This window comes from Pseudomonas sp. IPO3774 (assembly GCF_013386835.1).
Taxonomy (GTDB): Bacteria; Pseudomonadota; Gammaproteobacteria; order Pseudomonadales; family Pseudomonadaceae; genus Aquipseudomonas.
This window is the reverse complement of the sequence record NZ_JACAQY010000046.1, coordinates 1-19,653: the sequence shown is the minus strand read 5'-3', so window position 1 is coordinate 19,653 and position 19,653 is coordinate 1. Positions and strand designations below refer to the sequence as shown.

18 protein-coding genes and 1 pseudogene are annotated in these 19,653 nt (G+C 60.7%); 4 read left to right on the top strand and 15 right to left on the bottom strand.

What is annotated here, in order from left to right:
* Positions 1 to 196: 196 nt before the first annotated feature.
* The 6 genes from HYE77_RS23600 to HYE77_RS23575 all read right to left on the bottom strand — a co-directional run bounded on the left by HYE77_RS23600 (position 197) and on the right by HYE77_RS23575 (position 5,589).
* The gene (locus HYE77_RS23600; RefSeq protein ID WP_003219744.1) at positions 197 to 850 is read right to left on the bottom strand and encodes an HAD family phosphatase; all 654 of its coding nucleotides are present in this window, start codon (positions 848 to 850) and stop codon (positions 197 to 199) included.
* Between the two features lie 29 nt (positions 851 to 879).
* Complete coding sequence (locus HYE77_RS23595) at positions 880 to 1,869, bottom strand: ABC transporter ATP-binding protein (RefSeq protein WP_003219745.1); 990 nt, start codon at positions 1,867 to 1,869, stop codon at positions 880 to 882.
* Entirely contained in the window at positions 1,866 to 2,666 is an 801-nt protein-coding gene (locus HYE77_RS23590) for an ABC transporter permease (protein WP_102369616.1), read from the bottom strand. Before HYE77_RS23590 ends, HYE77_RS23595 begins: the two co-directional genes overlap by 4 nt.
* Positions 2,653 to 3,498, bottom strand: coding sequence for an ABC transporter permease subunit (locus HYE77_RS23585; protein ID WP_010166442.1), 846 nt, complete (start codon positions 3,496 to 3,498; stop codon positions 2,653 to 2,655). Before HYE77_RS23585 ends, HYE77_RS23590 begins: the two co-directional genes overlap by 14 nt.
* Positions 3,495 to 4,301, bottom strand: coding sequence for an alkaline phosphatase family protein (locus HYE77_RS23580; protein WP_177069473.1), 807 nt, complete (start codon positions 4,299 to 4,301; stop codon positions 3,495 to 3,497). The genes HYE77_RS23585 and HYE77_RS23580 overlap by 4 nt, the downstream gene beginning before the upstream one ends.
* Positions 4,302 to 4,521: 220 nt before the next feature.
* Entirely contained in the window at positions 4,522 to 5,589 is a 1,068-nt protein-coding gene (locus HYE77_RS23575) for an ABC transporter substrate-binding protein (RefSeq protein WP_003219752.1), read from the bottom strand.
* Between the two features lie 351 nt (positions 5,590 to 5,940).
* Between HYE77_RS23575 and HYE77_RS23570 the strand changes: the two genes are divergently transcribed.
* Positions 5,941 to 6,654 carry a UTRA domain-containing protein gene (locus tag HYE77_RS23570; protein ID WP_010166446.1) on the top strand — a complete coding sequence of 238 codons (714 nt, stop codon included), beginning with the start codon at positions 5,941 to 5,943 and terminating at the stop codon, positions 6,652 to 6,654.
* A gap of 382 nt (positions 6,655 to 7,036) precedes the next feature.
* Here the strand turns inward: HYE77_RS23570 and HYE77_RS23565 are convergent, their stop codons facing one another.
* The 3 genes from HYE77_RS23565 to HYE77_RS23555 form a co-directional block, all read right to left on the bottom strand.
* Positions 7,037 to 8,383 carry an amidohydrolase gene (locus tag HYE77_RS23565; RefSeq protein WP_102369614.1) on the bottom strand — a complete coding sequence of 449 codons (1,347 nt, stop codon included), beginning with the start codon at positions 8,381 to 8,383 and terminating at the stop codon, positions 7,037 to 7,039.
* A 51-nt stretch (positions 8,384 to 8,434) separates the two neighbouring features.
* The gene (locus HYE77_RS23560; protein WP_003219758.1) at positions 8,435 to 10,594 is read right to left on the bottom strand and encodes a mechanosensitive ion channel family protein; all 2,160 of its coding nucleotides are present in this window, start codon (positions 10,592 to 10,594) and stop codon (positions 8,435 to 8,437) included.
* A 72-nt stretch (positions 10,595 to 10,666) separates the two neighbouring features.
* Entirely contained in the window at positions 10,667 to 10,843 is a 177-nt protein-coding gene (locus HYE77_RS23555; protein ID WP_003219760.1) for a hypothetical protein, read from the bottom strand.
* Between the two features lie 176 nt (positions 10,844 to 11,019).
* Here HYE77_RS23555 and yegS point away from each other — a divergent pair.
* Positions 11,020 to 11,944 (top strand): annotated as a pseudogene (gene yegS, locus HYE77_RS23550) (lipid kinase YegS); the annotation flags it as partial.
* Here the strand turns inward: yegS and HYE77_RS23545 are convergent.
* The 3 genes from HYE77_RS23545 to HYE77_RS23535 all read right to left on the bottom strand — a co-directional run bounded on the left by HYE77_RS23545 (position 11,906) and on the right by HYE77_RS23535 (position 14,218).
* On the bottom strand, positions 11,906 to 12,565 hold the full coding sequence (locus tag HYE77_RS23545) for a response regulator transcription factor (protein WP_003219763.1): 660 nt from the start codon (positions 12,563 to 12,565) through the stop codon (positions 11,906 to 11,908). The pseudogene yegS and the gene HYE77_RS23545 sit on opposite strands and share 39 nt — an antisense overlap.
* Positions 12,562 to 13,455 (bottom strand): sensor histidine kinase, encoded by an 894-nt coding sequence (locus HYE77_RS23540; RefSeq protein ID WP_003219766.1) that lies wholly within the window; start codon positions 13,453 to 13,455, stop codon positions 12,562 to 12,564. The genes HYE77_RS23545 and HYE77_RS23540 overlap by 4 nt, the downstream gene beginning before the upstream one ends.
* Before the next feature lie 319 nt (positions 13,456 to 13,774).
* Positions 13,775 to 14,218 carry a hypothetical protein gene (locus tag HYE77_RS23535; protein WP_003219767.1) on the bottom strand — a complete coding sequence of 148 codons (444 nt, stop codon included), beginning with the start codon at positions 14,216 to 14,218 and terminating at the stop codon, positions 13,775 to 13,777.
* Between the two features lie 549 nt (positions 14,219 to 14,767).
* On the opposite strand from HYE77_RS23535, the gene HYE77_RS23530 reads away from it, so the two are divergent.
* Together HYE77_RS23530 and HYE77_RS23525 are read left to right on the top strand one after the other, a co-directional pair.
* Positions 14,768 to 15,703 carry a chemotaxis protein CheV gene (locus HYE77_RS23530; protein WP_008430676.1) on the top strand — a complete coding sequence of 312 codons (936 nt, stop codon included), beginning with the start codon at positions 14,768 to 14,770 and terminating at the stop codon, positions 15,701 to 15,703.
* Positions 15,704 to 15,742: 39 nt separating this feature from the next.
* Entirely contained in the window at positions 15,743 to 16,549 is an 807-nt protein-coding gene (locus HYE77_RS23525; RefSeq protein WP_003219772.1) for an MOSC domain-containing protein, read from the top strand.
* A gap of 64 nt (positions 16,550 to 16,613) precedes the next feature.
* Here the strand turns inward: HYE77_RS23525 and HYE77_RS23520 are convergent, their stop codons facing one another.
* From HYE77_RS23520 to HYE77_RS23510, 3 genes are all read right to left on the bottom strand, one after another.
* Positions 16,614 to 16,898 (bottom strand): pyrimidine/purine nucleoside phosphorylase, encoded by a 285-nt coding sequence (locus HYE77_RS23520; RefSeq protein ID WP_008430672.1) that lies wholly within the window; start codon positions 16,896 to 16,898, stop codon positions 16,614 to 16,616.
* 47 nt (positions 16,899 to 16,945) lie between these two features.
* Positions 16,946 to 17,488, bottom strand: coding sequence for an exonuclease domain-containing protein (locus HYE77_RS23515; protein WP_003219774.1), 543 nt, complete (start codon positions 17,486 to 17,488; stop codon positions 16,946 to 16,948).
* A 71-nt stretch (positions 17,489 to 17,559) separates the two neighbouring features.
* On the bottom strand, positions 17,560 to 19,488 hold the full coding sequence (locus HYE77_RS23510) for an acetyl/propionyl/methylcrotonyl-CoA carboxylase subunit alpha (protein WP_177069472.1): 1,929 nt from the start codon (positions 19,486 to 19,488) through the stop codon (positions 17,560 to 17,562).
* Between the last annotated feature and the right edge of the window lie 165 nt (positions 19,489 to 19,653).

Here is a 19,653-nt window from a genome sequence, read left to right as displayed (position 1 = left end):
ATGGCCCGTCGCGGCGGCCCGCGGAGCAATGCCGGAGTGAGGGAACGCCGAGCCACAGCGAGGCGCCGACAGGCGGGGCAGAGCCCTTTGCTTACTTTGGGGCTTTTCCAAAGTGAGCCGCTGTAAGAGCGGAACCATAGGCGGCCGTTACCTAAATAACGGATATGTACTCACCTCAAACCAGCGCAACAAAACGTCAAACCCAATGATGAATCGGCCACCCAGCCTTCTCAGCATGCGCCCGCAGCACCGGGTCCGGATTCACCACCTGCGGGTTCTCCACCTTCAGCAACAGCGGCAAATCATTGCGCGAATCCGAGTAGAAGTACGCCCCATCAAGGTGCTCACCTTCCTGCTCCAGCCATTCCATCAGGCGAGTGATCTTGCCTTCGCGGTAAGTCAGTACACCTGTGGTCTTGCCGCTGTACACCCCATGGGCGACGTCCAGCTCAATCCCCAGCACTTCATCAATGCCGATACGCGCCGCAATCGGCTTGACCAGGTGCGTCCCCGACGCCGAGATCACCAAAATCCGGTCACCATTCTTGCGGTGCTGTGCAATGGTACGGGTGGCTTCGCTGTAGATCAGCGGCTCGATAACGTCTTCCACCCACGGCTCTACAAGGTGCTCGATCTCTTCCGGCGTGCGGCCAATCATCGGCTCCAGGCTGAAGTCCATGAAATCCTCCATGGCCAGCTCACCGCGGCTGTAGGCCGCCATCAGTTCGTCGTTCTTGCGCATGAACGACTCACCATCCACCCAGCCCAGGCGGCCCATCTGCTCGCTCCACAGGGTGGCGCAGTCGCCGTGGATCAGGGTGTCGTCCAGATCAAAAATTACCAATGCCATCTGTCACGCTCTCTCAAATAAATCGTGCGTCAGGCTACTTCACACAACGCACTTGGGTCGATGGAAAGTGCCAATCTCTGACCATCCGGGTGCAGATCGTCAGCCGAGCGGTTAAGCACATCCACCACCAATTCCACGCCCCGGGCTTCGATGCGGTAGCGAATCACGTTGCCCAACAGGCTGTGGCTGCGCACCAACGCATCCAGCTCACCGCTGCGGCTGAGCTCAATGGCCTCCGGGCGAATGGCGATGCGCCCGGTGATCGGACGCTGCAACAGTTTGCTGGCCTTGTCGGCATCAAGCAGGTTGTAGTTGCCGATAAAGCCCGCGGCGAACACATCCACCGGCGCGGTGTAGAGGGTCTCGGCATCGCCGCTCTGCACGATCTTGCCCTGGTTCATCAGGAAGATCCGGTCGGACATGGTCAGGGCTTCTTCCTGATCATGGGTCACGAAGATGGTGGTCAGGCCCAGCTCGCGCTGGATCTGGCGAATCTGTTCGCGCAGGTGCTTGCGAATCCGTGCATCGAGGGCCGACAACGGCTCGTCGAGCAACAGCAGGCGCGGGCGCGTCACCAGCGAGCGGGCGAGGGCCACGCGCTGGCACTGGCCGCCGGACATCTGGTGCGGGTAGCGGCCGGCGAGTTCTTTCAGCTCCACCAGTTGCAACACTTCCTGCACGCGTTTGTGGCTGTCGTCGGCATTGACCTTCTGCATGCGCAGGCCGAAGGCGACGTTCTGTTCCACGGTCATGTTGGGGAACAGCGCGTAGCTCTGGAACACCATGCCGATATGCCGTTTCTGTGGGCTCAGCGGGACGATGTCCTGGCCATCCAGCAGGATTTTCCCGCTGTCCACCGAGGTCAGGCCGGCGATGCAGCGCAGCAGGGTCGACTTGCCGCAGCCCGACGGGCCAAGCAGGGTGACGAATTCGCCCTTGGCGATTTCGCAGTTGATGTCACTGAATACCGGCGTGCCGGCGTAGCCTTTTTGCAGGTGTTGGACGCTGACGAAGCTCATTGGCTTTTGTCCTTGTTCAAGATGTTGGCGGCCCAGGTCAGCACCAGCACGAAGAAGAAATAGGAGATCACCAGGGCACTGGTGAAGTGGCCGCTGCTGTTACGCATATTGTTGAGGTACACCTGCAGGGTTTCGTAGCGGGTGCCCACCAGGATGTTGGCGAACACGAACTCGCCGAACAGGAACGAGAACGACAGCAGCAGTGCCACCATCAAGCCCTTGCGCAGGTTCGGCAGCACCACCAGGAACGCCGCCTGGAAGGTGCTGGCACCGAGCAGTTGGGCGGCGTCCATCAGGTCCCGCAGGTTGATCGCTTGCAGGTTGTTGGTGATCGCCCGATACATGAACGGCAGCGCCACGGTGAAGTAGCAACCGATCAGGATCCACGGCGTACCCACCATCGCAAATGGACCCGAGCCATAGAGCTGCAACAGCCCCACCGACGACACCACCGGCGGCACCGCGAAGGGCAGCAGGATCAAAATGTTCATCAGCGCATCGAGTTTTGGAAAGTGGTAATGCACCACAAACAGCAGCGGCAGGATCAGCACCACCGACAAGATCAGCGCGCCAACGCACACCAGCAGCGACTGGCCGAAGGCATTCAGGAAGCGCGGGTCACTCCACAGCTGGATATACCATTTGAAGGTAAAGCCGGATGGCAGGATGGTCGCCGACCAACTGCTGGCGATGGAGTAGACCAGGGTGCCGAGCAATGGCAGCACCAGGACAGCAAGCAACAGGTACACCACTACGCGATGGTAGAGGGCGGCCGAGCCAGGTTCAGCGCGAGACATGGTAGCTCCTCTTGAGCAGCAGTTGATGGACCACGGTCACCACCGTCATCAGCGCTACCAGCACCACGGCCAGGGCACTGGCCATGTTCGGGTCCAGGGAAATATCGCCGGAGACCATCGCCGCGATGCGGATCGGCAGCACGTTGAAGTTGCCGGTGGTCAGCGCATAGACCGTGGCGTAGGCGCCCAAGGCGTTGGCCAGCAGAATCACGAAGGTGCCCAGCAGTGCCGGGGTCAGCACCGGCAAGCCGATATGCCGCCAGTATTGCCAGCCATCCGCGCCGAGCAACGAAGCGGACTCGCGCCAGTCTTCGCGCAACGCGTCAAAGGCCGGGTAGAGCAGCAGTACGCCGAGGGGAATCTGGAAATAGGTATAAAGGATGATCAACCCGGTCTTGGAATACAGGTTGAAGTCCTGAATGATCCCGGCCTGCTTGAGCATGATGGTGATGCTGCCGTTGAACCCCAGCAGGATGATGAAGGCGAAGGCCAGGGGTACACCGGAGAAGTTGCTGGTCATGTTGGCGAAGGCGGTCACGAAATTGCGCAGCCGGCCATCCACCCGACGCAGCGAGTAACTGCCCAGCACGGCAATGACGATCCCGAACACACTGGAGTAGAAACTGATCTCCAGGCTGTACTGGATTGCCTGCAGGTAGAATTTCGAATTGGCGATCTTGCTGAAGTTGGCCAGGCCCCAGCCAAACTCTTCCGATTGCAGGCTGCTGACCAGCACCCAGAACAGCGGAGCGATCTCGAACACGATAAAAAACAGCGCGAAGGGCACCAGGCACAAGGCGGCCAGCCATTTGCCGCGGATCACTGAATTCACTTCAACAGCTCCCGGCATACAGGTTTGTCGTGGGGTACACCCAACAGCTCGCAGACGGTGCCGCACAGCTCGGTTTGTTTGGGCGTGGCGTGGGTGTCGAGGCTGAAGGCATCACCCAGCACAAACAGCGGCACTTCCCGTTCTTCCGGCAGCAGGCCGTTGTGGGAGCGGTCGTTGTTCATGCCGTGGTCGGCCGTCACCAGCACCTGGTAACCGGCGTCGAGCCAGCCTTGCAGGTAGTCGGCGAGGATGATGTCGGCCGAGCGCGCGCTGTTGCGGTATTGCGGGGTGTCGAGGCCGTGCTTGTGGCCGGCATCGTCGATGTTCATCGGGTGCACCACCAGGAAATTCGGCGCGTGTTTGAGGCGCAGGCTTTCGGCGTCGGCAAACAGGTGCGAGTCCGGGTAATGGTCATTCCAGTAGAAATGCCCGTGCTGGATCGCCAGGGCCGGGTCGCTGGTATGCCGATCCCGGGCGGCGATAAAGGGCGAGCGGTTATACAACTCGCTGACCCAGTGATACGCCGCCGCCGCCGTGGATAAACCGGCGTCGGTGGCGTAATGGAAAATGCTGCGCTGGTTGGACAGGCGCGAGACGTTGTTGTGGACGATGCCGCTCTGGATCGGCGGGACGCCGGTGAGGATGCATTCGTACAGTGGCCGGGACAGGGCCGGCAGTTCACATTCCAGTTTGTACAGTGCTGCGCGTCCTGCGCCGACATAGGCCTGCAAGTGCCCCATGGCGTGTCGGGCAACCTCGTAATTCAGGCCGTCGAGCACGACAAGGATGACGTTGTGCTTCATAGGGGCTGGGGCTCCGCAACAAATAGGCTTGACTCAATTTCCCCTGAGGGAACGCAGTTAAGTGTGGGAGTGGGCTTTTGTGGGAGCGGGCTTGCTCGCGAAGACGGTGGGTCAGTCACACATGTATTGACTGACACTGCGCTTTCGCGAGCAAGCCCGCTCCCACCCAAGCCCGCTCACACATTGGATCTCCAGCGGATCTCCAATGTGGGTTACAGCCTTATTGCATATTGATGATGACTTCTTCCTGCCACTTCTGCGGCAGTGCCTTGGAGGTCTTCTCCCAAGCGTCGGCGTCCTTGATCGGCGTGACTTTCTTGTACTGCTCGTTAGGCAGCAGCTTGGCCTGTACGTCGGCTGGCAAGGTCAGGTGCTCGGCACGGATCGGCCGCGCATTGCCACGCGCCAGGTTGGTCTGGCCGGCGTCGCTGAAGATGTATTCGCGGGTCAGCTTGGCGGCGTTCGGGTGCTTGGCGTATTTGTTGATGATGGTGGTGTAGCCGGAAATCACCGAGCCGTCCGATGGGATCAGCACCACGTAGTCATCCGGGTTGGCCATCTTGGCCTTGTAGCTCAGGCCGTTGAAGTCCCAGACCACGCCCACTTCCACTTCGCCTTTTTCCATGGTGGCAATGGTTGGGTTGGCCAGCGACAGGCGGCCTTGCTTGGCGATGTCGGCGAACATCAGCAGCGCCGGCTGAATGTTCTTCTCGTCGCCACCGTTGGCCAGTGCGGCGGCGAGTACGCCGTTGGCCGCCTGGGCGGCGGTGCTCACGTCACCGATGGAAACCTTGTATTTGCCGGTCTTCAGGTCAGCCCAGCTTTTCGGAGCTTCGGAGCCGTGCAACAGCTTTTTGTTGACGATAAAGGCGATGGTGCCGGTGTAGGCCAGGGCCCAGTTACCGTCCTTGTCTTTCGCCCAATCCGGGACTTGTGCCCAGGTGGTCGGTTTGTACGGTTGGGTAACGCCCTGTTTCACCGCGATCGGGCCGAAGGCTGCACCCACGTCGCCGATGTCGGCGCTGGCGTTGTCTTTCTCTGCCGCAAACTTGGCGACTTCCTGGGCGGAGCTCATGTCGGTGTCGATGTGCTTGAGGCCGTAGGTCTTGGCCAGGTCGTCCCAGGTGCCTTTCCAGTTGGCCCAGTCATCGGGCATGCCGACGCTGTTGACGGCGCCTTCCGCTTTCGCGGCGGCTTCCAGGGTTTTTAGATCGGTATCAGCGGCCATGGCGGCGGTGCACATGGCAATGGTCGAGCCTAACAGTGATGCCAGGAAAAGCTGTTTCATCCGAAGCTCCTTTGGGCGTTTTCAACGCTGCGTTTTTATCGACGTTTGCGGTGGTGTTGGTCTAGGTCAGCAATACACGAGCCAATTTAGGCGTGGCGGATGACAGTTTCATGTCGATGTCGTTTTTTGTTGGCCTGGACGGGGGATCACCGGGTAAGCGTAGACCATGCCCAACCGCCCGGAAGCCTTGGACTTGGCCGATGTATTGCAGGTCTTGTGGCAGGACGTCGCGAGGCGCTGTCATCTGTCGGTCATGTGCAATGCCTAGGCTTGCACGCAACAGCAGAGGCGCGTTTAGCGGGCGTTTTGTGCACCTGAATAGTGCTGGTCTAGTCCAGATAGGTAACGTTGATGCGTGATGAGGCAACCAAGGCGGTGACAACCATTGGCCTGGCGCTGCAAGAGCAGATCGACCATGGCTTGTTGGCGCCTGCCAGTAAGCTGCCGGCCGAGCGCAAGCTCAGCGAGTTGTTTGGTACCACCCGCATTACGGTGCGGGAAGCCTTGTTACAACTTGAGGCCCAAGGGCAGATTTATCGCGAGGAGCGGCGGGGGTGGTTTGTGTCACCGCCCAGGCTTGCCTATAACCTGATGCAGCGCAGTCATTTTCACGCGATGGTGAGTGCCCAGGGTCGGGTGCCGTCGACCGAGGTGATTTCGGCGCGGTTGCAGCCGGCTTCGGCGGCGGTGTGTGCGTGGTTGCAGTTGCCGGCGTTGTCCAGCGTGATTCAGATTTGCCGGGGGCGCAGGATTGATGGGCGGTTGGTGTTGTATGTGGAGCACTATCTGAACCCGCAGTATTTTCCGGGGATTCTGGAGTGTGATTTGAATCAGTCGATTACGGAGTTGTATGCGCGGGTGTATGACTTGCACTACGGGCGGGTGCGGTTTGAGATTGTGCCGACGTCATTGCAGGTTGAGGCGGCGGCGGCGTTGAGGGTGTCGGTAGGGAGCCCGGGGTTGCGGATTGCTCGGGTTAATTATGATCAGCATGAGCGGTTGATTGATTGTGATCTGGAGTTTTGGCGGCATGATGCGATTCATGTGGGGGTGGATGTGGTTTGACGTTTTGCCTGTGTGTATCCGTTATTTAGGTCACGGCGGCTTTTGGTTCCGCTCTCACAGCGGCTCACTTTTGAACAGCCGGAATGCCGGCCCAGCCCCAAGTAAGCACAGGGCTTTACCCCGATGACCTGAGTGTTAGAGCAAAAGCAGAGCCGCTGTATGTGGGAGCGGGCTTGCTCGCGAAAAACCTGAGGGCGCCGCGTTGAGTCAGGATACCCACGTCATCGTTAACGACCTTCGCGAGCAAGCCCGCTCCCACATTTGGATCGTGTCCGCCTTTGGGTTTGATGTTGCTTCACCACACTTAAGCCCGAGCGAGGTGCAGAGTGGTGGGGCAAGAGCGGAACCCTAGGCGGCCGTTACCTGAATAACGGATATACCCTCAATCCGCCGCATTGGCATACAGATAATCCGTCGCCAACGAAGCCAGCGTCCGAACCCCAACCACCAACGCCGACTCATCCACAAAGAACCCCGGATTATGATTCGGCGCCGCCTTGCTCATGTCCTGGTCCCTCGGTGTCACCCCCAGAAACACAAACAACCCCGGCGCTTCCTTGGCATAAAACGAGAAATCCTCAGCCCCACCCACCAACGGGGCGTTGACCACATCCCCATTCGCCGCCCAACGCAAACTCGGCAGCATCTTCTCGGTCAGCGCCGGGTTGTTGATGGTCGGATCGTACTTCTCAATAATCGTAACTTCAGCCTTCGCCCCACCACTCTCGGCAATCTTCTCGACGGTCTGCCGCACATCCGCATGCAGCTTCTGGCGAATGCCATAGTCGTAGGAGCGAATGGTCCCACTCATGTCCACCGACTCGGGAATGATGTTGTACCGCGTCCCCCCGTTGATGGTGCCAATACTCACCACCGCCGGAAACGAAGAAATGTCCGTACGCCGACTGACCACTGTCTGCAGCCCCACAATGGCCTGCGCCCCCACGGTAATCGGATCGATCCCATCCCACGGCCGCCCCGCATGGGTCTGCTTGCCCAGGATCTTGATCCGCAGGTCATCCGAGCTCGCCAGCGTCGGCCCCGGCCGATACGCAATCTGCCCCGCAGGCACCCCGGCCCACACATGCAGCCCAAAAACGGCATCCGGCTTGGGCGATTTCATCAGCCCTTCCTGCACCATCATCTTCGCGCCCCAAGTGTTTTTACCGTCGGGGATAAAGTCGCTCGGGCCTTCTTCAGCCGGCTGGAAATAAAACACCACGGTCCCAGGCAGACGATCGCGCATACCTGTAAGGATTTTCGCCGTGCTTAGCAGGATGGCGGTGTGGGCGTCGTGTCCGCAGGCGTGCATCACGTCGACTTCTTTATCGAGGTACACACCCTTGGCCTTCGAGGCGAAGGGCAGGCCGGAGACTTCCTTGACCGGCAGCGCATCCATGTCGGCGCGCAAGGCCACGGTCGGGCCGGGCAGGGCGCCCTTGAGGATGGCGACAACGCCCGTGCGCGCCACGCCAGTCTTGACCTCCAGCCCCATCTCCCGCAGTTGCTTGGCCACCAGCTCCGCGGTGCGATGTTCGGTATTGCCCAGTTCAGGATGGGCGTGGATGTCGCGCCGGGTTTCCAGCAAGGCCGGTTCCAGTACTTTGGCCTGGGCGGCGATGGTTTCGCGGGCACTGTCCTGGCCGCTGCTGGCGGCGATGACCGCGCTGCTGGCGACACCGCACAGCAGGCCGAATACCCATTGGTGTGTAAGACCGGTCAAACGCATAAGGACTCTCCATGATTATTGTTGTTGATCCTGACGTCATCCGGGCAGCGCTTATTCTTTCTCTTGCACGCCTCCCGCCGCTGTCACCACTTGCACGCTCAAGCGTGGGGTGGCCAGGTCCAGCCCGGCTTCGTCGAGGTGACGCTTGAGCGACAGGTTGAACGCCCGCGAAACCTCCCACTGCTTGATCGGCGCGGTCTTGAAGCGGGCGCGAAGAATCGCACTGCCGGACTCGAAACTTTCTACACCCTGAATCTCCAGCGGCGACCAGATATTGCGCCGCTGCAACGGGTCGTTGCGCATCTTCTGCCCGACGTCGCGCATCAGCTTGATGGCGTCGTCGATTTCCATGTTGTAGGGAATCGCCACCCGGAAGATCGCGTAGCCGAACTCCCGGGAGTAGTTCTTGATGCTTTTGATTTCACTGAACGGGATCGTATGCACGATGCCGTCGATGTCCCGCAGGCGCACGGTACGGATGGTCAACCCTTCGACCGTCCCCAGGTGGCCGCCGACATCCACGTAGTCATCAATTGCCAGGGAGTCTTCGATAATGATGAACAGGCCGGTGATCAAATCCGCCACCAGCGACTGTGCACCAAAACCGATGGCCAGGCCGATCACACCGGCACCCGCCAGCAGCGGCGTGACGTTCATGCCCATGTTCGCCAGGGCGACGATGGCGGCAATGATGAAGATGGTCACGAACAGCACGTTGCGAATCAACGGCATCATCGTTTGCGCACGCGCGTTGGCCAGGCCTTTGCGCGAGCGGGTGAGGGCGTGGTGGATCGCGGTGTCGCTGAGGATCCAGATCAGCCAGGCAAACAGCAATGTGCCGGCAAGGCCGAACAGCTTGACGCTGATTTCATGCCCGTCGCCTTCGGTAAAGCGGATCAGCGACAGGCCCCAGACCCGCAGGCCGAGTTCGATAAACACCAGCCACACCACCAGGTGGGCGAGGGTGTAGACGAAGCTTTTCAGGCGCTCGGAGTACAGCGCATGGCGCTTGTGCCCACGCTGCGGCTTGAGTGAATGACGGCGCACCAGGCCGTTGATCACCATGCACAGCACCAGCAACACCGTGCACAACAACGACTGGCGCAGGGCGGTGCTGGTGTCGCCGGCGGAGACGAAGGTGGCGAACAGCGAGATGCCCACCAGCAGCAACGCCGGCAGGTACCAGAAGGTGCCGACGATTTCGATGGTGTCACTCAGGGCGCGGCGGGTCAGGCGGCGGGACAGCGGCTGGTTGCGGATCAGGTGCGCAATCGGCCGGCGGAATCGCAGGATGAACACACCGGTGGACAGCGCGGCCATGACATTGGCGATGGTCGCGGCGACATGGGACAGGTGCTGGCCCAGGCTCTCGGCCAGGCGCGGGTCGCTGACGGCTTCGCCAAAGGCGGCAAAGCTGCCGATCAGCCACAACGGCCGGAAGGCCTGGTGGCGCAGGATGTACAACGCGCGGTGACGGTGCGGGCCGTCGAGTACGGAAAAGGCGACCACGCAGATCGCCGAGAAGCAGGTGCCCACCACCAGCGCGTAGGCCAGCACCATCGCCAGGGATTTGCCGAGGGACGAGGGCAGTGCGTAACTCATGTAGACGGTGATCACCAACGCGATCAGCCACGGGCCGAGCTTGCGCAGGGCAAAGCGCAGCAGGTCCCAGGTCTTGGGGTGTTGCGGCAGTTCTTCGGTCAGGCCGAAGCGTTCGCGCACCCGGTGGCTGAGCCAGATCAGGATCGCGGCCAGCAGGCTCCAGAGCATCAGGATCATGGCAAAGGCAAAGATGATCGGCAGCCATTCGCTGGCCGGCAGCATCAGTGCGGTGAGTTCATCCTTGGCCTGGTCAAACTCGTTGGACCAGCGATTGAGCGGGCTGTCGGCACCGGAGAATTGTTGCTCCAGGCTCGACAGCGTACCGCCGATCAGACCGAGTACACCCAGTTCGGCGGCGGGCTGGGCCTTTTGCGTGGTCTCACGAAGCTTTTTCAGGTCGCTCAGCAGCTTGGTGCGCTGCTGGTCGTTTTCCAGGGTCTTGATCACCTCGTCCAGGGACTGGCCCAACGGGACGTCGGCTTGCGGCTGGGTTTTGGTGTTGCTGCCCAGCAGCCCTGGCAGGCTCACGGCGTGGGCAGGCGCCATGGGCAGCAGGGTCAGCAGGCAGAAAAGCAGGCAACAGGGCAGGGCAAACAGACGGGCAAGCACGAGGCGGTCAACCTTAAAAACGACGAATTGACCGAGTGTACGAGGCCGTCATGTGCAATGCGAGTGAGATTGTCATTCGGCGAGTTTGGCGAGGATCTTGTAAACCACGGTGCCGAGGATCAGCAGCATGCCGATCCACATGCCGAACACACCGATGGGTTTGTCGCGGAAGTTGAAGCCGATGGCCAGGAGGATCATGCCGGTCAGGATGGGGATAAGCATGGAGTGGAAGGCGGACATGGTGATCATGGTGCGACGGCCTTGTCGGGTGGGAATAGGTATAAGTCTAGGTCGATTTCGCCAAGTGCGAGTTGATCCGTGTCAGAAACGCTACAAACCCCGGTTAATTTCTAAATCCGATGGCTTTTTTTCGATTGGCCACGGTCAACATCCCTCAGGAACCTTAAACCCAGGAGCATTCATCCATGAGCACACCCAAGGCACTGTTGATTCTGCACGGCAAGCAAGCCCTCAACGAGCAGGTGCGGGCGGCGGTGCAGGGCAAGCGCGAGCAGGGCTGGGACCTGGCCGTACGGGTGACGTGGGAGGGTGGCGATGCCCAGCGGTTTGTCGATCAGGCCCTTGCCGATGGCTACACGCGGCTGATTGCCGGCGGCGGTGACGGCACCCTGCGGGATGTGGCCGAGGCCATGGCCCGGGCCAAGACCGAGGCCAGCCTGGTGCTGATGCCCCTCGGTACCGCCAACGATTTTGCCCGCGCCGCCGGTGTGCCGCTGGAGCCCGAGCAGGCCCTGGACCTGCTGGATGTACCGGCCCGTGCCATCGACCTGGGCGAAGTAGGCGGGCAGATCTTCCTGAATATGGCCACCGGTGGTTTTGGCAGCCAGGTCACCGCCAACACCTCCGAAGACTTGAAGAAAGTCCTCGGTGGCGCGGCGTATCTGTTTACCGGCCTGTCACGCTTCAGCGAGTTGCGCGCGGCCTACGGTGAATTGCAGGGCCCTGACTTTCACTGGCGCGGCGAGCTGCTGGCCCTGGGCATCGGCAACGGGCGCCAGGCCGGTGGTGGCCACGTGCTGTGCCCCGGCGCCCTGGCCGATGATGGTTTGTTGGATATCAGCATCTTGCCGGCGCCGCAGGAAGTGGTCGGCACCCTGCGCAACCTGATGACGGACGGCTGGGGCCTGGACAATATGTTTGTGCGGGCGCGCTTGCCGTGGGTCGAAATCAAGGTCGCCGAAGGGCTGGCGATCAACCTCGACGGCGAACCACTCCAGGGTGACGACTTGCACTTCTCGGCCTTGCCCCAGGCACTGCGGGTGCATCTGCCGGAGGACTCACCGTTGCTGACTAATCGTCAAGGCTGATGATCTGTTCGCGCACTGCGAACAGCACCAGGCCCGCCACGTCGAAAATCTGCAGGCGCTTCATGATCTGCGAGCGGTGGGCTTCCACGGTCTTGATGCTCAGACCCAGGCCATTGGCGATTTCACGGGTGGACTTGCCGCGCACGATCAAGCGCAGGATTTCCAACTGGCGTGCCGTCAGGTTGTGGCTGTGGGGCGGCGGGTTGACCTGGGCCTGATTGCGGATCAGCGCCTGGTTGATCACCGTATGGGCGATCGCCGGGCTGAGGTAGCGTTCGTTGTTGCGCAACGCCAGCAGCGCGTGCTCCAGCTCATTGGCCGTGGTGTCCTTGAGCAGGTAGCCATGGGCGCCGGACTCCAGCGCGCACATGATCAGCTCCGGGTCGGTGTGCATCGACAGGATCAGTACCTTGCTCTTCGGATAGGCGCGCTTGAGGTCTTTCAATGCATCGAGCCCGCCGGTGTGCTTCATCGACAGGTCAAGCAGCACGATGTCGGGTTGCAGCGCGTCAAACCGCTCCAGCAACTGCGCGCCGTCGCTCGCTTCACCGATCACCGCGTAGCCGGGAATATCCATGACCAGCGCACGCACGCCGGCCCTGATCAGGGAGTGGTCATCCACCAGGAGTAAGTTGCACGTCACTCTAGAACCTTATGGGGGTTGGCCCGTTCGAGGGCGCGGGGCGCCCAGGGGAAAAGCGCTTCGATCCTCGTCCCGGAGCCTGGCTGGCTATTGACCGACAATGTGCCTCCCAGTTGATCAATCCGCTCGGACATCCCGGCCATGCCCCGCTGGCCTTCCTGGGCGGGGTTGATGGCGGGCGAAAAGCCCTGGCCGTCATCGCTGATAAACAGTGACAGGCCTTCGGGCAGGCGTTGCAGGCGTACCAGCAGGTTACGTGCCTGGGCATGGCGCAGCATGTTGGTGACGGCTTCCTGGGTAATGCGAAAGGCGGCAACAGCCATCTCTTCCGGGATGCCGGTCAGCCGTTGATGACATTCCAGGCTCCAGCTTACCCGGGTGTTTTCCAGGGTCTTGAGCAGATGCGCCCGCAGGCTCGCCTCAAGGCCCAGGCTCGCCAGTTGCCGGGGGTTGAGGATGGCCGACACGTCCTGCACCTTGGCCAGGGTTTCGTTGAGGGTGTTGCACAGCACCGCACAGTGGCCCTGCAGGTTTTCCGGAAGACGGCGCTTGAGCCATTCACTTTGCAGCTTGGCGGCGGTCAACAGTTGGCCGATATCGTCGTGCAGTTCGCGGCTGAGGCGATGACGTTCGTTTTCCTGGACCTGCAACAGGCGGTCGGCCAACTCCTGGGGCTGGAACTTGATGGACTTGCGTGAGCGCCACTGTTGCAAGCCCACCACCAGCAGGGTGGCCAGGTTCACTGACAACAGCGCCAGGGGAAGATCGGCCGAGTGTGCATAAGCCCACAGGCTGAGCAGGCACGCGCACAGGCATAGCGCGAGGGTTATCCAGCGTGCATTGCTTCGGGACACGGACCTTGCGATGAGTGACTTCAGGCTGGCGTACATAGGAGGCGCATTTCACGTTTATATGCATCATGAAGTTGAGTCACTTCGAGCGGGGCATGGTACCACCACTATTACCGTTGGTCGCCTGGCGCCGAGCGGGATGAGGCGTATTAATCACGGCAGCGTCCCGGAAGGTAGTCCCGGAGTTCAACGAGTGGGGAAGTTGTATCATTGAAGTTGTTTTGTATCAGTATTGTCGTTAGTGGCTTATTGATATTTTTCTGCTAACGACGTCGTGATGCATAAATAGTTGTGGTGTCGTTTTTAGATAATCAGGCAATTGAATGCGACATTTTTGTCGCTTAAATGCGAAGAAGCCTCAAATAGCGTAAGGCCTGTGTTGTTGCTTATAGCCGAAATCGCTTTGGGGGATGTGTTGGACAACGGTGGCGATCAACACGGTTTGTTCCGTTTCATCCAGGCCGAGCTTGCCGGTTTTTGTGTCGATCAACTCCAGTTGCCAGGCCAGCAGGGTGAGGCAGTTGTGCAGTGCATCAAGTGCTTCGTCATGCAGTTGCAGGGGGCTGGCGGCGTTGCTGATCAGGTACTGGATATGCCGTGAGAACTCGCTGATCGCCCTCAGGGCCAGGGCTTCGGATTTTTCCGCGAGCTTGATCAGGTTGGTTTTCATGCAGTCGATCGCGTCACTGTCGTTGCGGATCAAATGCAGGTGGCTCAAGCATTCTTCAGACTTGGCCAGCAACATTTCCGCTTCGAGGAGGAACTCGGGAAGTGCAAGTTGCCACTCTTTGCCGTCGTTCATCACACAAGTCTCCAGAACATACGATCGGATGATGAGATGTTGCACCGGTTGAATGGCGTAAAACTACCGCTGAAATATGACGAATATCTGTAGGCCCGTTCCGACTTTTCAGTAGGAAATTTATTTGAATGACGACCGTCGTGCGAGTACCCCACAATTTCCAGGGGCATTCGCACAACTTCTTTGGGTGCCAGTAGATAAGTCACTGGATGATCCGTTGGCCGTGGGCTTGCGATAGCAAACAAAAGCCTGACTCCATTCATGCAATGAGAATGGCGTCACATTAATGGCTATTAGATATCGCGAATATCAGGTTGGTCCTGATTGTGGATAGGGGAATCCCTTACATAGCGGAACCTCGCGCAGACTTTGCGGTCACGCGGCGGTGGTGATGGGCCTTGCGTTGAAGCGGGTTCAGTAAAGCATGATGTCAGTGTGACATCAATGGATTTGCATGGCATTTTAGTGGGGGTCAAGGTCCGGCGTTTGCCGCCGATAACCTGCTTCAGTGACCAGCACTATCCATCCGCTAAACCCCAGGAGTCTTTAATGGCCGGCATTCTCGACACGGTAGATCAACGCACACAATTGGTGGGTGAGAATCGCCTGGAGATCCTCATGTTTCGCCTGGCCGGGCGGCAGCTGTTCGCGATCAACGTGTTCAAGGTGCAGGAAGTGCTGCAACTGCCCAAGTTGACCCTGATGCCCCAGCGCCACCCGTTTGTCTGCGGCGTGGTCAACCTGCGTGGGCAGACGTTGCCGGTGATCGACCTGTCCCAGGCGATTGGCATGCGTCCGCTGATTCCGGGCCCCAACAGCACCATTATCGTCACCGAGTACAACCGCTCGGTGCAGGCGTTCCTGGTGGGCGGCGTCGACCGCATCGTCAACATGAACTGGGAGGCGATCCTGCCGCCGCCGGCAAGTGCCGGGCGCCAGCATTACCTGACGGCCATCAGCAAGGTCGATGACCAGTTGGTGGAAATCATCGACGTGGAAAAAGTCCTCGCCGAAATCGTGCCCTACAACGCCAAGGTTTCCCGCGAGAAACTTGAAGACCCGGTGCTGGAACGCGCCCGCGGCCGCGAAGTGCTGCTGGTGGATGACTCCAACGTCGCCCTCTCGCAACTGCGTGACACCCTCGGACAGTTGGGGGTGAAGATGCACATTGCCAGCGACGGCCTCAAGGCACTGAACATGCTCAAGGCCTGGGCCGACAGTGGCCAGGTGATGACCGACAAGCTGTTGATGATCTTCACCGACGCTGAAATGCCCGAGATGGACGGCTACCGCCTGACCACCGAGATTCGCAACGACCCGCGCCTGCGCAGCCTGTACGTGGTGCTGCATACGTCGTTGTCCGGCAGCTTCAACGACTCGATGGTGAAGAAGGTCGGTTGCGACAACTTCCTCTCCAAGTTCCAGCCCGACAAGTTGGTGGACGTGGTACGTCAGCGCCTGATGCTGGACGAAGTCCCGGCTTGAGCTTAGGGTGACGGCTTTGTCCCTCAGGAATGCAGGCCCATGCTTCGTCTCAGCGCGTTGTACCGATACCCCTTGAAGTCCGGCAAGGGTGAATCCTTGCAGCAGATCGGCCTGGACACACTCGGGCTCGACGGGGATCGACGCTGGATGTTGGTGGACGAGGCCAGCGGGCGTTTCCTGACCCAGCGCGCCGTGGCCAGGATGAGCCAGCTCTCGGCGCTGTGGAACAGCGCCGGTGGCCTGACCTTGAGCGCCGAAGGCCAACCTGCGCTTGACGTGCCACTACCCGGCAGCGATGCCGAGTTGCGCGGCGTGACCATCTGGCGTGACACCTTGCGCGTGCCGGATGCCGGTGACGAGGCAGGCGCCTGGCTCAGCGAATTCATCGGCAAACCCACGCGGCTGGTGCAAGTGCCGCTGTCCCGTGCGCGCACGACCGAGGCCGGCTACGGCAAGGATGATGACAAGGTCGCGTTTGCCGATGGCTTTCCGTTGCTGCTGATCGGCCAGGCGTCCCTGGATGACCTGTCCCAGCGTATCGGTCGGCCCATGGAGATGCTGCGTTTTCGCCCCAACCTGGTGATCGAGGGCAGCGAAGCCTTTGCCGAAGACGGCTGGAAGCGGATACGGATTGGTGACGTGGAGTTTCGCGTGGTCAAGTCCTGCTCACGCTGCATCCTCACCACCATCGACCCGGCGAGTGGCGAGCGCAGTGCCGACCGCGAACCGCTGGCTACGCTCAAGACCTACCGCGAGCAAGAGGGCGATGTGATGTTTGGGCAGAACCTGGTCAACGATGGGGTGGGCCGCCTGGAAGTCGGCATGCCGGTGACGATCCTGGAGTAAGCAGCCCTGAAATGAAAAATGCCCGTCTCTCGCGAGACGGGCATTTTTTTCGGCTATCGAACGTTTAGCCGCGGTATTCGCACAGGTAGGCGGTGTCGACCGCCACCTTCAGCTGGAACTTGCTGTTGGCTGGCACGTTGAACTGGCTGCCGGCGGCGAAGGTTTCCCAGTCGGCGCTGTCTGGCAGCTTGACGGTCAGTGCGCCCGATACCACGTGCATGATTTCACGCTGGGCAGTGCCGAACTCGTATTCACCCGGGGCCATGACGCCGATGGTCGCCGGACCTTCTGCAGTGCCGAAAGCGATCGACTTGACGGTGCCGTCGAAGTACTCGTTGACTTTAAACATGGGCGAATCCTCGGAAAAGGGTCAAGAAAGGTCGGCCAGTATGCCTTCTACACGGGCAAAATCAACGGCAGCAGCCGTGCGGTATTGCGTGCATCTTCCAGCGCCCGATGCTGTTGGCCGTGGAACTGCATGCCGGCCAGTTGCAGCGCGCCGTTGAGCCCCAGCGGCTTGTCCAGGCGCCGGGCCTTGGCGAAGCGTTGCTTGAGGTTCACGTGGGGCGTCTGGCCCAGCACGCTGCTCAAGCCATGGCGCTGCCACTCCAGTTCCAGTTGCTGGCGATCGTAGTCACCCCAGCTCGCCCAGCCTTCCAGGCGTGCCTGGTGCTGGCCAAGCCAGCGTTCGAACAGCGGCCACACCTCGATCAACGGCGCGGCAGCGTCGATATTCGCCTGGGTGATGTGGGTCAACTGGCGGCAGAACGGCGTCAGCAGCGGCCTGCGCAATGGCCGCACGAAACGCTGGAAATGGTCCAGTTCACGGCCCTGGCGGTTGACCAGGCTCACACCGATTTCGATGATTTCCATCTCGGTCACGGGCCAGCCGCCTTCATCCGTTGTGGCTTCAAGATCAATAATCAGCCAATGAGGCATCGCAGGTTCCCGTACTCTTCCCGTCCTGATGGGGATAGAGCGTAGCCAAGCCTGCTAGTTCCGCCCAGGGCTTACTCGATCTCCAGCAAAATCTGACGGTTCCTGACCTGATCGCCTGCAACCGCCTGGATTCGCTTGACCACGCCACTCATGCCGGCCTTGAGTGGGTGCTCCATTTTCATCGCTTCCAGCACCAGCAACAGCTGGCCCTTGCTGACCGAATCGCCTTCGCTGACCCGTACTTCGACAATTGCCCCATCCATCGGCGCCTTGACCGTGCCGTTGCCGGCCTCGGCCTGGCGGGTGGCGACGGTTTGGGTTCGATCATTGATGCACACGCCGGGCAACCAGAGCCGGGTGCCTTGCAGGTGGTAGGCAATGCGACGGCGAATGCCGTTGAGAACGGCGGTGGCCCAGCGTCCGTCGGTGGAGAGGTCGCGTATTTCGATGGCGTGCAGATCAATCTCGACTTGCAGGCAATTGTCCGCCAGCACACTGAGGCTGATGGCCCGGGGCTCGTCGTGTTCGGCCAATTGCCAGGTCCAGGGTACGCTGGCGTTGTTGCGCCAGCCGGATAATGGCTGGGTGTGAGCGCTGGCGCTGTGTTGGTAAAACAGCGCGGCGGCCAGGGCCAGCTCTTCGTTGGTCGCGTGGGTACGCGGGATGTCGCTGAAGTGTTCGGCAATAAAGCCGGTGCTGAAATCGCCGGCGATGAAGTGTGGATGCTTGAGCAGGCTGGCCAGCAGGCGCTGGTTGGTGGGCACGCCGAGCAGCACGCAGTCTTCCACGGCCCTGACCAGCTTGCGCCGGGCCTCTTCGCGGGTGGCGCCGTGGGCGATGATCTTGCCCAGCATCGAGTCGTAGAACGGGGTGATGCGCTGGCCTTCCAGCACGCCATGATCGATGCGCACACCTGGCGCCGGGTCCCAGCGCAGTCCGTCGCCGGTTTGCGGGAGGAAGCCCTGGGCCGGGTCTTCGGCGTACAGGCGCACTTCCATGGCGTGACCGGTGAGGGTCACTTGTTCCTGACTCAGGGGCAAAGGTTGGCCGGCGGCGATGTGCAGTTGCCAGGCGACGAGGTCGAGGCCGGTGATCAGTTCGGTGACCGGGTGTTCGACCTGCAGGCGGGTGTTCATTTCCAGGAAGTAGAAATTGCCGTCGCGGTCGAGCAGGAACTCCACCGTGCCGGCGCCGACGTAATTGACGGCGCGCGCGGCCTTGAGGGCGGCTTCGCCCATGGCTTGGCGCAGCTCGGGGGTCATGACGGGGCAGGGGGCTTCTTCGATGACTTTTTGATGGCGGCGCTGGACCGAGCAGTCGCGTTCGCCGAGGTAGATCAGGTTGCCGTGGGTGTCGCCGAACAGTTGGATTTCGACATGGCGGGGGGCGATCAGGGCTTGTTCGAGGATGAGTTCGGCGCTGCCGAAGGCGTTTTGTGCTTCGGAGCGGGCGGTGCGCAGGTGTTCCAGCAGGGTGTCGGGGTTGTGTACCAGGCGCATGCCACGGCCGCCGCCGCCGGCGCTGGCCTTGATCATCAGTGGGTAGCCGATGTGGGTGGCTTGTTGTTGCAGGGTTGGGTCGTCCTGGTCGGGGCCTTGGTAGCCCTTGATGCAGGGGACGCCGGCGTTGAGCATGGCGATTTTTGAGAGGCGTTTGCTGCCCATCAGGTCGATGGCTTCGGGGCTGGGGCCGATGAAGGTGAGGCCGGCGTTTGCGCAGGCTCGGGCGAAGTCGGGGTTTTCGGAGAGGAAGCCGTAGCCGGGGTGGATGGCGTCGGCGCCGGTGCGGTGGGCTGCGTTGAGGATGGCTTCGATGTTCAGGTAGGACTGGGTGACCGGGGCGGGGCCGATGTTGATGGCTTCGTCGGCCATCTGGACGTGCAGGGCGTCGGTGTCGGCTTCGCTGTAGATTGCTACGGTGCGGTAGCCCAGGGATTGGGCGGTGCGCTGGATGCGGCAGGCGATTTCGCCACGGTTGGCTATGAGGATTTTGTTGAACATGAGTGACCCCTTGGGTTGGCGTTTACCGTGTACATATCCATTCCTGCGGTAACGGCTGCTATTGGTTCCGCTCTTACAGCGGGTCACTTTTGAAGAGCGCAAAAGTAACCAAAACGCTCTGCCCCGCCTGTCGGCGCCTCGCTGTGGCTCGGCGTTCCCTCACTC